Origin of the sequence: Microcoleus sp. MOSTC5 (assembly GCF_036701825.1) — a bacterium.
GTDB lineage: Bacteria > Cyanobacteriota > Cyanobacteriia > Cyanobacteriales > Microcoleaceae > Microcoleus > Microcoleus asticus.
The window spans coordinates 1-13,258 of sequence record NZ_JAUBRK010000020.1 but is presented as its reverse complement, the minus strand read 5'-3'; the positions used below and the strand labels follow the sequence as shown (position 1 = coordinate 13,258).

The following is a 13,258-nucleotide window of genomic DNA, read 5'->3' as shown; positions in this document are numbered from 1 at the left end:
ATGCAACAAGCATTAGCCGTCCAACAAGTAGTTGAAGCAATGAATACTATCAATTCTGGAGCTAAACAAACTGCTAGCGGTATTAATCAAACTAAGGTAGGTACTCAACTACTAAACGATGCAGCTCAAAATCTTAAAGTATTGAGTGCCAAGTAGAGAGATTATATCGATTCCGGTTCACTCCTCATGATTGTTAACAGTTCACTGTGAGTCAAAAAACTGAAAATTGCGCTTATATTTGGTTGCCACTTTACTATTCGGATGAAGCGCAGATTTGATATGAAACCAGGAATGTACGGGAAAATAATTTTTATTATACTCTAATCTCTAATCTGTATTTTGTATAAGAAACCAAGTTGCGGGTTATTAGCGATTTCCAGCGATCTATTACGTCACTGAGATTATTCCCATTTTTTTATCCAACAAGATTGTGGCTGTCATTGTTAAGTTTTACAGTACCATAAATTAATAAAGTAAATCGCCCCTTCTCTAAAAAAAGCAAAGGGCGATCGACTTTTTAACTCAATATCAAGATAAGATTAGGTTCGCCACTGATTAAGCCAGCGGACTTGCCCTTTCCAGTCAGCAGCTTGTGTTTCTGAAAGCAGGCGATCGAGCGCAGCAATTAGACTCGATAATGTCCAACTGTTTTGAGCTGCCAAAATGATACCCCCATGTTCGGGATAACGCTGAGCTAAAACCTGAAAATCCCGGACATTAAACGTAAAAATACACCGCCCTCGCGCTGTTGCTTCTAGCAATTGAGCCTCATCGCTAGCATCTAAAGCCATCCACTCAGTCGGTGTCCGAGTGACATCGTGACTGCGTGCGAGATAAAAGGGCGGCTTGCAAAGCTTTAAAAGAGGTATCGGCATCTAGATGCAATAGCGGTTTAGACATTAGCAGCTTCGATAATTTGATCAGCGGCAATAGATGCGTCTATTTCTTGATGGTGAGCCGCATAAAAAGCGAGAACATTGTTCACTTGATCTTCACTTAAGTCATACTCAGTGGCAATTTGGTTTGGAGAAAAACCCCATTTCTGCGCTGCGATGACTACTGTTTGCACCCGCAACCGAGTGCCGCGCAAAACGGGTACGAGTTCGCCGCTAGCGCCCCGCACATAGGTGATTTGAGGGAATACAGCATCGTCATTCCGCTGCTTGAGAGTAGCGACTTTTTCGGCTACAGCCCAGAGAATAAACTGATCGAAGGAAATGCTTTGGAGTGTCGCCAATTTTTCAGCTTCTTGCTGTAGCTGAAGCGGTTGCTATGCTGGGAGACTTGCCTTAGCTTCCTACCTGCAATAGCTTCGAGCGATTAGTTCCAGAGAATTTCGACTTGGATGAGGATGATGAAGTTATGCTCGATCCTAGCGATGGCTAAGATATCCAACCACCTATTCGTCTGATAGTAAGTTTATTCCGAGGATAGAACAAATAATTTTACTTAGTTCTCGCCTTTTCTCTAGGTAGTCTTCACCAATAATAAAATCTCTAAATTTCTTTTCATTTTTACTCAATTCAATAAGTTTGTTTAAATTTCTATATTCTTCCGGTAAGTAGTATTCTACTTCTCCTTTACTAAGAACAAAAATTTTATCCTTTCTTTGTTTTTCTATAAAATTTTCTAATAATTGCAATTGTTCATCGGTTAGATCATCGGGTAACTTCATTTTTCTCGACTTGATATAATTACAAAGCTTTGCTAGAGCATCGAAATTTTCACTCTTTATAGCCTCTTCAATTTGCTCAAACAATGTTTGACCATCTGTGCTTTTTTTGGCATTAATAACCTCTCGATCTATTTTTGGATAATCCACTATAAACATTTTCTTGAGTTCTTCACTACCAATCTGTAAAATATAATCTAGGTCTGCAATTATGTAATTGTCCAAGTCAATTTTTTTTAGAAATTTACGATATTTTTCCAAATTAATTTTTCCATGTACCTCCAAAACTTCTATAATTTCACTTTTTTCGGCTTTCTTATAAAGATTAATTAATTGCTCCCAAAAAATCCTATCGGTAATTCCTTCCACAAGAACTACCTTATCTGCAAAAAATATTTTCTCGTTGTTGTGGCTATTAATTATGTGGAGAAGGTCTTTAGTTTCGTCAAAATTGCTTTTAAGAAAATTTTTTATAGTGCTTTTACCACTCGATTTATAAACCCTCACAATCTTCGATATAGTCTTCTGATTAATAAATATAGGAGAATGCGTTGAAAAAATAAATTGGTTCTGTGTTAAATCAGCTAAATCAAAGAATAATTCAAGGAGTAGAGATTGCCATTTAGGGTGTAAATGAACTTCAGGTTCATCTACAATTATCAAGCCATTTTTAATATTATATGCAAAAATTCCCAATAAAAAATTTAGAATTTCTTTTTCTCCCGAACTCGCCTGCTCTAAAGAAAATTTTGTATTTTCTTGGATTTTTAGCAGAATAATCTCATAAGTATTACTGTTTGCATCTTTAAGCTCTACATTCCATGAATATCCCAATTTATTTAAATGTTTAGTTACTAACTTAACTTCTTCATCTGCATCCCAATCTTTTTCGTATCCTTGATTCTTGGCAAGCATTTCATAGTTCCGTCTCTTTTCTGCAAAGTATATTGATGCTAGCTTTATTAAAGAAGTTGTACTTCGAGACGTAGCTGATGAAGAATTACTTAATAAATTATAATAGCTCTCACCTGCTAAGGTGACTTGAAGTAGCGGATCTCCTCCTCTGTAAGGCGAAAAATATACATATTTTGGGCTAAGGCGAGTATCAGGAGGTAAAGGCTTCAAATCAATAGCCTTCTGTATAAATTTTGATAAAAGTTCATAATAGTTCAAAAATTTAAGATAAATTAATTCTCGTGAATTCAAAGGTGGTTGTACAAGTACATTGTTGACTATGCAATATACTAACTCTTGATTTTCTGCTAACTCACCCAGTTTCCACTTTTCAACTTCATCTATTGGATCAGATAAATATTGAATGTTGTAGTCACCCAAAGCTGACTTTATTTGTTTTTTATATTGATTGATTGTTGCTATATTTTTTATATCTTGAGCATCTACTTTAAAACTTATTTCAATTTTAGATTCAGAAGGATCTGCACTGAATTTATCTAGATGATTCTCTGCCGGATCAAATGAAGGTACTAGCCGAATCTCCCTCGCTCCAATTCCCATACCATGATTCACCGAATAACTATATAAAAAGAATTTTTTTAAAATTATCAGCAGGATATCTAAAAAATTACTTTTTCCGCCCCCATTGGGACCAACTAATATATTAAATTGGGGATCAAATTGGATATCTACTTTGTCTTGAAAGCTTTTTATATTGGTAATTTCTAAACGAATAATTTTCATTTATTTATTTTCTCATTTTTACCGCAACTGCTTCAATTATATCGTCTCGACTCGAAAAGTAGGGATTTGATTGTGTCACCCAACTTCGTTCCCCACAGGTACTCGACTATCAATCTCAGTATGAATGCAGAAAAGCTTATCAGTTTGATGATAAAAAAGCAAATCGCCCTTTCTCTAAAAAAAGCAAAGGGCGATCGACTTTTTAACTCAACTAATTAATGACTGTGCCCGTGCCCGCCATGAGAATGCCCGTGTTCACCATGAGAATGCCCGTGATCCCCATGAGAATGCCCGTGCCCGCCATGAGAATGACCGTGATCCCCATGAGAATGCCCGTGTTCCCCGTGAGAATGACTGTGCTCGCGGTGCGCCGAAGCCAAACTCGGATTAACAGCAACCGCAGTCTCACTCAACAACGCTTCAATCTGCGGATTTGCCCACTCGGCCGCCATTTTCAGAAACTCTGGATGGTCGTTAACGCAAGGCAATTTGCGGTAAGTAACTCCTTTACGCTGTTTCTGCAAAGACTCAATAATGTGGTCTACATCTAACAAAGTTTCGTGATTTTCTGTCGCAAATCCGATCGGCATAAAGACGATCGCAGTTGCACCCAAATCGATCAAATTCTTCGCTGCCAACGTCGCATCAGGCTGCGTCCATTCAATCAGCGGTGTGTCGTGATTGAGCCAACCTACCGAAATCAAAGGATAGCGATACATCAAACGTTCCCGCACGCGATCGTACAAAGCTTGACTTTCCACAATTCCCGAAGTAAAGCCCTTCGCCTTGTGCGGACAACCGTGATTCATCAGCACAATCCCAATCTGAGAAGGCAAATGCGCTACAGCTAAATCGTTCTTAATTTCCTCTTCAACCAAATCCGCCATTAGCTGGATGTAAGCAGGTTCATCGTAAAAAGAGGGAATGTAGCGCTGTCCTTTTACCCAATGTTCCTTACCATCAAAGGTTTGTGCTAAAGCTTTATTCACCTGTTCGACTGCAATGCCGCTGGTGAAAACAGAATCAACTACCAACAGCGGATAAATCAGAATTTTGTCAAATCCTTCTGCTTGAATTTGAGGGATTACTTGTTCCGGCAAAAACGGCGCGCAAAAGTTAAAAGCTTTGAACACTTTTACTTTATCGCCCCATTTCTCCTGTAAATTCTTTTCAATCCCAGCGCGCTGCTGTTCAAAAATTGCATTGTGCGGCGAAACGAATTGACCGTGTTGGTGACTCCACTCGTGCAAGTCAAAGATTGCTAAAATCTTCGCCAGCGGCGGATAAATCCAAAGCGGTACTGGTGCAAACTTTGCCGTAAGCAAATTTAAAGCTTGTTCGTTGTAGTTGGCAAAATCGTCGTAGCTTTCGACTTCGCCGTAACCCATCAGCAATACAGCAACCCGATCGTTACTTGCGGGTGCTGCAGATGTTTTGAAATCGATTTTTTCTGGAGAAGCAACCACTTTGTATTCCTCAATTTTATTTATTCTAAGAGATCCAGGCAGGATGAAGGGTGAATGGGAGATTTTTCATTGTTTGCGATCGCACGACTGACGTGCGCGGGGCTGATTCCCGATTTCTGCGCCCATACTTCCCGGTCAAACCTCTTATTTATCCTAGAAACCGGATTGATGAGCATCAGTCCTAAGTCGGTTTTTTGACCTTGACCCGAAATTCGTAGGGCAGCTAAGCTGGCAGGCCTCTAATTTTCACAATCCTGTTTCTTTAAGCTTTTGTGGGGTCGGCTTCGACGCCACCAGAAAAGTTAAATCTAAATACAGAACTGCTTAAAACTAGAATCAGGCTTTGCTAAGCTTGACAGGGAATGGGGCCGGGGGGGATAAGTTTTATGTTTTCTTAAGACTCCCTCACCTTGCCTCAGATTAATGCGGTTTGGAGCGTTCCCAGCTTTTAACTTGGGGGGATACTCTTCAAACTTGACTCTGTTATAACTTTAACACCCTATCCCCTGGGGTAGTATATGATATAGTAGGCATATGATAAAGTTATGTTGCGAACTATATTAACTTTCTTGACGAACTATGAGACTGGTAATTTGCCCCGGATTCCACGAACCCAAGCTAACCGACTGTTTCCTGACGGGACTTTCGGGGCTTTGGGGGCTGGCAGCCGATCGCCCAAACCAGCAAATAGTCGAGCCTGTCAAGATTTTTTCCGCTCATAAATATCCGCCTTTTTCAGCTTTTGACATATTGCACTTTTTGTCCAGCGAAGACTTAGCAGGAGAAAGCCTAGTATTTGTCAGCTTTTCGGCAGGAGTAGCCGGGGCGATCGGGGCGGCTTGGATGTGGCAGCAACTCGGCGGCAAAGTCGGGGCATTTTTTGCCTTAGACGGTTGGGGAGTACCTCTGGCGGGCAATTTTCCCATCCACCGAATCAGCCACGATCGCTTTACGCACTGGAGTTCGGCAATTCTCGGCAGCGGTGGAGAAAGCTTTTATGCAGATCCGCCGATCGAACATTTGGATTTATGGCGAGATCCCCAAACGGCAAAAGGCTGGCACGTCAGCCAAACCGCCGCCGGCATTGAGACTATCGCACCCACAACCGCAGCAAAATTTTTAGTCCACCTATTGAAACAATACGGAGTCCAATCAGTTGTTTAATCTAAATTTAGTATCCTCAGCGATCGCACCTATTGCCACCATCGCCCGCCTCGACAATTCTGTCACTGCAGCCAAAACAAACACCATCAAACAGTGGTTAATATTTAGCGCCTCAGCATTTTTAGTCTCAATTCCAGTATTCGTGCAAGCACCCTTAGTGCGTTTATATCCAACCATCAGTTTGCTATCAACTATCCCCTGGTTCGTACTTAGTTTAATCCTCATTTTCCGCCCCAAAACACAACTTTGGGGAGATTTATTATTAGGATTTGCCGGATGCTGGCTGGCAGGTTCTATCTATTGGGGCTGGTTCAGATGGGAACCTATTTTACATCTACCTATAGAAGCAATTGGCTTGCCTTTTGCTATTTGGTGCTTGGGCAAATCTTGGGGAAAAGTGGGCAGCTATTTTTATTTAGGTTCTCTATTGGGTACTGCCATTACTGATTTATATTTTTACTTAACTGGGTTGATGCCCTACTGGCGCCAAGTGATGCACGCGGAACCGGAATTAGCTATGCCGATTTTTCAAAGTGCGATCGGTCAAATTGAAACTCCTTGGGGCATAGGTTGCGCTCTAGTTTTAATCGCTGTGTTGCTAACAGTCGGTTTGCTGAGTTTGCGCGGCACGCACCTGCACTGGCGCGCGTTTAGCGGAGCGGTGTTAAGCACGCTTCTGGTAGATGGTTTATTTTGGCTGGCTGCTTCTGCGGCTTAAGATTTATGATTGGTTCCTATGTTGGTAATTTTTGAGCGCAGATGTGGGCGGATTGACGCAGATTAAGGCAGATTTTTTGATAGATCTAGTCTTGAGATTCCCGATTTATTAAAGAAGTCGGGAATTTGGGTATTTAGTGAACAATTATGAGTTAAAATCTAAAATCTAAAATCTAAAATCCCAAATCAAGATCATGTCTCTCATTTCAATTCGCGGTGTAGAACATTATTACGAGTGGATAACGGCAGATAACAGTGCCCAACCCAGCGGCAAACCAGTGATGGTATTTATGCACGGCTGGGCGGGATCAGCGCGCTACTGGGAAAGCACGGCACGGGCTATTGCGGATGATTTTGATTGTTTGCTCTACGATATGAGAGGTTTTGGTCGATCGCCCTTGCCAAAAGAGCCTCCTGAGTCCAGCTACGAACTCGAAACCTACGCCCGCGACTTAGCTGAATTATTAGAATCTCTGAATTTAAGCCGCGTCTTTCTCAATGCTCACTCTACAGGTGCATCAATTGCTACTTTATTTCTCAACCTTTATCCCGAAAAAGTAGAAAAAGCAATTCTCACTTGCAGCGGGATTTTTGAATACGATGAGAAATCCTTTACAACCTTTCACAAATTCGGCGGCTATGTGGTAAAATTTAGGCCATCTTGGTTGGCATCGATCCCGTTTGCCGATCGGCTATTTATGGCCCGGTTTTTGCGCCGTTCGCTGCCCACAGAGGTCAGTCTGGCGTTTCTCAAGGATTTTTTAATGGCAGACGAGCAAGCTGCTATAGGTACAATGGTGACGGCTGTTAGCAAAAGAGCAGCCGAGGAAATGCCCCAAGAATTTGCGCGGCTGAGTGTTCCCACACTGCTTGTGGCCGGAGAATTTGACCAAATTATCCCTGCCATCATGGGAGAGCAAGCGGCCTCCCTCAGCAAAAAAGTAGAATTTGTTATAATTCCCAATACGGCTCACTTTCCGATGCTGGAGGATGCAGCAACATACTTGCAGCGAATTCGAGACTTTTTGCCAGCAGCGGCTTAGCTGAGTTATTGTTCATCTAATGTACGATCGGACAAGCAAGCTTTGACCCCGCCCAAAAACGGATACTTGCGAACAACAGGAGTTGCCAGCCGCCTAAAATTTTAGACTCTTGTTCAAGCTCCCAGATTCATCTGTGGAGTAAATCTCAAATCGTTCGACTGAGCGCTCGACGGCTCGACTGAGCGATCGCCCAACGTCTCGCCGAACGTGTCACGCCGAAGTCTTAAATCTCAAATCGACTGACAGTCGTTTTTGCTCTGATCTTAATTTTTAATTCCTAATTTCTTAAAGCGAAAGGTGGTACAATGAACGACCTCGACCAATACTATAAAGTGCTGGAACTGTTGCCGGGAGCTTCCAGAGAAGAAATTAGCCAAGCCTACAAGGATTTAGCGTTCATTTGGCACCCCGATCGCATCCCCAAAGACAATCCCCGACTACTACAGAAAGCTGAAGAAAAGATTAAGGAAATTAATCAAGCTCGCGAACAATTGCGATCGATTCAACCAAGAGGTCAGAATCAGAACGTTCAGCAAAAACATACTCAGCACAGAAACACCCAGCAACAAAATACTCAGTACAGAAACACCCAGCAACAAAACACCCAGCAACAAAATACTCAATACAAAAACACCCAGCAACAAAATACTCAATACAAAAACACCCAGCAACAAAACACCCAGCAACAAAATACTCAGTACAAAAACACCCAGCAACAAAACACCCAACAACAAAATACTCAGCACAAACACACCCAGCAACAAAACACCCAGCAACAAAACACCCAGCAACAAAATACTCAGTACAGAAACACTCAGCCACAAAACACTCAGCCACAAAACACTCAGTACCAAAACAATCAGTACAGAAATACTCAGTATCCAAACACCCAACACCAAAACACCCAGCCACCGCCGGCAAGCCCAAAAGAACCCCACTACTCTTCTGAAACCTCTCCAGGAAAATATGCTGGCAATTATGCTGGAAATCCTTCAGGGCCTTATTCAGATGCGTCCCGCTACCAATCGCCCCCGCCGCAGCCATCTCAGTCTTACCGCCAAGCTGCGCCGCAAGCTCCCGATTTGAGCGGTTCCAACTTCCAAGGAGCTTCCTTAAAAGAAAAGGATTTTTCAGGGAGAAACTTGAGCAATGCAAACCTGAGTGAAGCCGACTTAAGCGATGCTTTTCTACACAACGTCAATCTCACAGGCGCGAATTTGCACAAAGCAAACTTGTTCAGAGCCAATTTGTTAGGAGCTTGTTTGATCAATGCCAACTTGAGAGAAACCAACTTAATCGGAGCAGATTTGAGCGGTGCAGATTTGAGCGGTGCGGACTTAACAGGAGCGAAAATCGGTTACGGCGATCGAGTTATGGTAAAACTCACTCGAACTACATTAACAGGTACAATCTTACCCGACGGTACGGTTCACAGCTAAACGATTTAGTTTGTAGTCAGTTGGTGTAGGCCCGGGTTTTACCCGAAATATTGGCTGCAACAAAAAAAACACAAAAATCCGCCCTTCGCCGCGAATTTTGGATCAAAACTTATATTATGTCCGCTAGAACAACCGCAATAAAATTGGTTGGTAGTGAGGACGTTCGTCGTCTGAATTTTATCAGGACTTGCATTCCTCGATGCGCACCCATAGCGGTTAAATTACTTGAGATGATATTACCAGCTCGCGATCGCACAAACCGAGTTTTTTACCCGGTTCAAGAACTGCAACGAGGTCTTTTCGTTCATCAAACCCCGTTTCTGTCTCCAGCACGGCTAATCGAGATTCATATTACAGCAACCGCCAAAACGCTTCCTCTTTTTTCCTTCTTCCTTCTCTTCCTTCTTCTTTCTTCCTTCTTCCTTCTTCCTTCTTCCTTCTTCTTTCCGTTATTAATTACTTCCGGCACGGCGATCGCGTAACTTTTTTCCAGCAGCCAGCATAGCACCTCCGACCATCAAACCCCCCACAGTCATCGGTTCTGGAACCGGTTCAGGTTGAACCGTCCCCACAGAACCGCCTTTAATAAATACAGCAGAATCTAAATTGCCATCGCCCACATCTTTAATGCGGATGCTGAGAACATTCGTCTGATTTTTCTTGAGCAAACCCTCAAAACCTAAAACTTTAGTAAAGCCATCCAGCTTAACAATGTTAGCAGCAATACCTGTCAAACTTGGGTTGTCAATATAGTCTGGGTGATCTTTAGAGCGATTATTTGGATCGGGAACAAGATTATTAATCGTAACTGTTTTTCCGTCGCTCAATTTCGCCAAATTAGTGCCGTTCAGCAGCAGTTCAAAATCGTCATTAAATTCAGAACCGCCGAACTCAGGAAACTCCTCCGAAGCAAATACATATTGAAAGAACAACTTTTCAACCGTGCTATTAGCAAAAAAGCTGAGGTTTAGCTCGGTAAAATCCCCCTTTTCACCTTTAGCGCCAAAGTCCGTGTTTAAATCGCTGCCGTTGGTCAGCACGAGGACGTTATCTTTCCGATTCTGACCCGGTAGATCGGCGACTTTACCAGTGCTGAGAACAACACCTGATGTCAAACCGAAGGGGTCATTAGTAAAAGTACCAAAAGCAGCCGAATTACCCATAATTGAAACAGAGAAATTACTCAATCCCACTGTATTAGCCCCCAACAAATTATTTTTCAAAGTCTCAATGTTATTAGTTGCCCCTACCGAAAATGCCATTGCTGGTGCTGTCCACAAGCTCAGAGCAGTAGTTAACGTAGCAGTTAAGGCAGCAATTTTGTGAGTAATTATCATAAGTTTTTCCGTAAAAATACAAACCTGATTTTATGCTTCACTTAATTTTTACATTATTTAGCTATCAATGTCTAGTGCCTTTACAATAATTTTACATCTAAGTAAATTTACGCTTTTTGTGCTTCATTTTTTTGATAATTGCTGGCAGTTAGTCAGCACATAAACCTCACTGCAAAAATACGCATACAAAAACAGACGTACACAGACTAATAATTTTAGGACTTATGCACTGGAAACCAAAGACACCGGGTTTTGATACTGTTTGCGATCGCCAAAATGACTAATGACTAATGACTCCGCCCAAAAACGCATACAAGCCCCAGACTCCTGTCGTGGAGAGATCGTAATTTTCGACCTAGTTCAAGCTCGCAGATTCATCTGTGGAGTAAATCTAAAATCGTTCGATTGAGCGCGGCTCGACGCCTCGCCGAAGTCTAAAATCAAAAATCTCTAATCGACTGACTGATTACTAAAACCCCCTTGCTTCTCCTTCCCCGCGCCGATCGGCAGCCCCTTCCAACCAACCATCCCCAGTCAGGACGATCGCATTGGCATTGCCCCAGCCGTCGCTTTCCACAATCAGGTGTCCCCGCCGCCGCAACTCCGAAAGCGTCGCAGCCTCAAAACCTCCCCGTTCCACCATCAGGCGATCGGGCTGCCACTGGTGGTGAATTCTAGGTGCAGACACAGCATCGCCGACATTCATGTCGTAAACCAACACATTCAGCATAATTTGCAGCACCGTGGTAATAATCGTGCTGCCTCCGGGAGCCCCAGCAGCCAGACGGAATTTGCCATTTTCGCTCACAATGACCGGCGTCATGCTGGATAAAGGAGTCTTCCCCGGGGCGATCGAATTTGCCTCCCCGCCCACCAAACCAAACAAATTCGGCACTCCAGGCGCTGCGGCAAAATCGTCCATCTCGTTGTTGAGCAAAATTCCCGTACCCGCAGCTACGACTCCAGCCCCAAAACCCCCATTAACCGTAAACGTTAAGCTTACTACATTGCGCTCTTTGTCAACTACCGTCAGATGGGTTGTTTCCGGAGACTCCCACAGGAGACGGTTCAAAGTTTCAGCGTCAACAGCTTTTATCTCGCTGGAGGGTCTGGCTTTTGACATTTGGATTTGCGATCGTCTCAATTTGGCATAATTGCTGCTAGTCAGAGCTTTGACCGGTACACTCACAAAATCCGGGTCGCCCAAATACTCAGCCCGGTCAGCATAAGCAATCTTCATGCTCTCCGCCAGCAAGTGCAAAGTATCTGGACTTTGCCTCCCCAACCTCTTGAGATCGGTATCTCCCAGAATATTTAAGATTTGCAACAAATGAACGCCGCCGGAAGAAGGAGGCGACATCGCGCAAATTTCGTAAGCCCGAAAGTTGCCGCAAACTGGATTTCGCCAAATCGGCGTATAGTTTTTCAAATCTTCGAGAGTGATAATGCCGCCATTTTTAGCCATGTCGGCGGCGATCGCCCGCGCGATGTCCCCGCTATAAAAACTTTGCGGATTTTCAGCAATCTGCCGCAAAGTCCGCGCCAAATCCCGCTGCACTAAAAGCTCACCCGGCTGGTATAAAATGCCACCACGAGTAAAAACCTCCCGCGCCGCCCGGTTTTTTTTGATAGCATCCTGTCGTTGCTGGGTAGCCGTGGTAAACCGCGAACTTACCGGAAAGCCTTTTTCAGCCAGGGCGATCGCTGGCGCCACCACCGCAGCCCAAGGCAACTTACCATACTCCCGCTGCACCGTATAAAGTCCAGCAACAGTGCCCGGAATCCCCGCCGCCAAATGCCCGTCCAGACTTGCCCTTTGGCGGACCTTGCCTTGCTTGTCGAGGTACATATCCCGCGCGGCCCTTCTCGGAGCTCGTTCCCGGAAATCGAGCGCTTGCACAGTACCCGTTTCGGCCCGCCGCAGCAGCAAAAAACCCCCGCCGCCGATACCCGCCGAAAAAGGCTCCACCACCGAAATAGCCAAAGCCGTAGCAGCCGCCGCATCCACTGCATTGCCCCCCTGTTGCAGCAGGTCCAGCCCCGCAGCGCTCGCCAGAGGGTGAGCCGAAACAGCCATCCCCTGTTTGCTGCGCTGCTGCAAGTTTGGCTGCGGCTGCTGGCAGCCGCCGCAAACCAACACTGTTAGAAAACAAGTATAAATTTGCACTTTGCTCAAAAACTTTGGCAACATTTTTTACGGGTGATTCGAGAATTTTTTACAGTATAATTTTACACTCATCTTCGCTAAGACCTAGCGGTACCGATCTCAACCGCAGATAAATTACCTGTTATGGCAGACGGGGAAACGATATGAGCCTGGGAGGCTCTTGCGGTGAAAGAGGAAGAGAGAAATGAGGGACAGCTTATGGCAACTTAATAATTAAACAAGTTTGAAAAAGCATTTTTATTGATAAAATAGTGATTTTAACAAAACTGATGAATACAGAAAAAAATCAGTAGTTGACACATCAAAAACAAGGCATTAAAATTTTTAGGTGATTGCTATTGCAATGCAACACCTAGCAGACCTAGGCGATCCGTTTTTTTGCAGTTGTTGGACTGGTGAGTTAATCAATAAAACAGGATTTACCCACTCTTGATAAGTAGGGAACCGCAAAAAAAACTTAATATCTTGTAACGTATTGTGGGTCTTCTGGGTTTGAGGTGATAATAAAAACTAATTAGAAAAGCCAGCTAATAGTCGAGCTCGAAAATTGTCGAA

General features: G+C 43.6%; 11 protein-coding genes. 4 read left to right on the top strand and 7 right to left on the bottom strand.

The genetic code is table 11. The features are described 5' to 3' along the window. Nucleotides 1-539: 539 nt before the first annotated feature. The 4 genes from QUA54_RS13025 to QUA54_RS13010 form a co-directional block, all read right to left on the bottom strand. Nucleotides 540-875 carry a DUF5615 family PIN-like protein gene (locus QUA54_RS13025; protein WP_333414965.1) on the bottom strand — a complete coding sequence of 112 codons (336 nt, stop codon included), beginning with the start codon at nucleotides 873-875 and terminating at the stop codon, nucleotides 540-542. 17 nt (nucleotides 876-892) lie between these two features. Continuing rightward, nucleotides 893-1,237 carry a DUF433 domain-containing protein gene (locus tag QUA54_RS13020; protein ID WP_333414964.1) on the bottom strand — a complete coding sequence of 115 codons (345 nt, stop codon included), beginning with the start codon at nucleotides 1,235-1,237 and terminating at the stop codon, nucleotides 893-895. A 162-nt stretch (nucleotides 1,238-1,399) separates the two neighbouring features. Next, complete coding sequence (locus QUA54_RS13015; protein ID WP_333414963.1) at nucleotides 1,400-3,370, bottom strand: AAA family ATPase; 1,971 nt, start codon at nucleotides 3,368-3,370, stop codon at nucleotides 1,400-1,402. Between the two features lie 215 nt (nucleotides 3,371-3,585). After that, a complete protein-coding gene (locus QUA54_RS13010; RefSeq protein WP_333414962.1) occupies nucleotides 3,586-4,836 on the bottom strand; it encodes a ferrochelatase in 1,251 nt (416 codons plus the stop codon). Nucleotides 4,837-5,415: 579 nt separating this feature from the next. On the opposite strand from QUA54_RS13010, the gene QUA54_RS13005 reads away from it, so the two are divergent. The 4 genes from QUA54_RS13005 to QUA54_RS12990 all read left to right on the top strand — a co-directional run bounded on the left by QUA54_RS13005 (nucleotide 5,416) and on the right by QUA54_RS12990 (nucleotide 9,199). Further along, nucleotides 5,416-6,000, top strand: a complete 585-nt coding sequence (locus tag QUA54_RS13005) for a hypothetical protein (protein ID WP_333414961.1) — start codon at nucleotides 5,416-5,418, stop codon at nucleotides 5,998-6,000. Beyond that, nucleotides 5,993-6,718, top strand: a complete 726-nt coding sequence (locus QUA54_RS13000) for a DUF3120 domain-containing protein (protein WP_333414960.1) — start codon at nucleotides 5,993-5,995, stop codon at nucleotides 6,716-6,718. The genes QUA54_RS13005 and QUA54_RS13000 overlap by 8 nt, the downstream gene beginning before the upstream one ends. Nucleotides 6,719-6,911: 193 nt before the next feature. Next, entirely contained in the window at nucleotides 6,912-7,760 is an 849-nt protein-coding gene (locus QUA54_RS12995; RefSeq protein ID WP_333414959.1) for an alpha/beta hydrolase, read from the top strand. A 305-nt stretch (nucleotides 7,761-8,065) separates the two neighbouring features. Then, nucleotides 8,066-9,199: a pentapeptide repeat-containing protein gene (locus QUA54_RS12990; protein ID WP_333414958.1), complete on the top strand. Its 1,134-nt coding sequence runs from the start codon at nucleotides 8,066-8,068 to the stop codon at nucleotides 9,197-9,199. A 346-nt stretch (nucleotides 9,200-9,545) separates the two neighbouring features. Here QUA54_RS12990 and QUA54_RS12985 read toward each other — a convergent pair whose 3' ends face one another. From QUA54_RS12985 to ggt, 3 genes are all read right to left on the bottom strand, one after another. After that, complete coding sequence (locus QUA54_RS12985; protein ID WP_333414957.1) at nucleotides 9,546-9,668, bottom strand: hypothetical protein; 123 nt, start codon at nucleotides 9,666-9,668, stop codon at nucleotides 9,546-9,548. Continuing rightward, the gene (locus tag QUA54_RS12980; RefSeq protein ID WP_333414956.1) at nucleotides 9,652-10,536 is read right to left on the bottom strand and encodes a choice-of-anchor L family PEP-CTERM protein; all 885 of its coding nucleotides are present in this window, start codon (nucleotides 10,534-10,536) and stop codon (nucleotides 9,652-9,654) included. Before QUA54_RS12980 ends, QUA54_RS12985 begins: the two co-directional genes overlap by 17 nt. A gap of 469 nt (nucleotides 10,537-11,005) precedes the next feature. Continuing rightward, the gene (gene ggt / locus QUA54_RS12975) at nucleotides 11,006-12,727 is read right to left on the bottom strand and encodes a gamma-glutamyltransferase (RefSeq protein WP_333414955.1); all 1,722 of its coding nucleotides are present in this window, start codon (nucleotides 12,725-12,727) and stop codon (nucleotides 11,006-11,008) included. Nucleotides 12,728-13,258 lie beyond the last annotated feature (531 nt).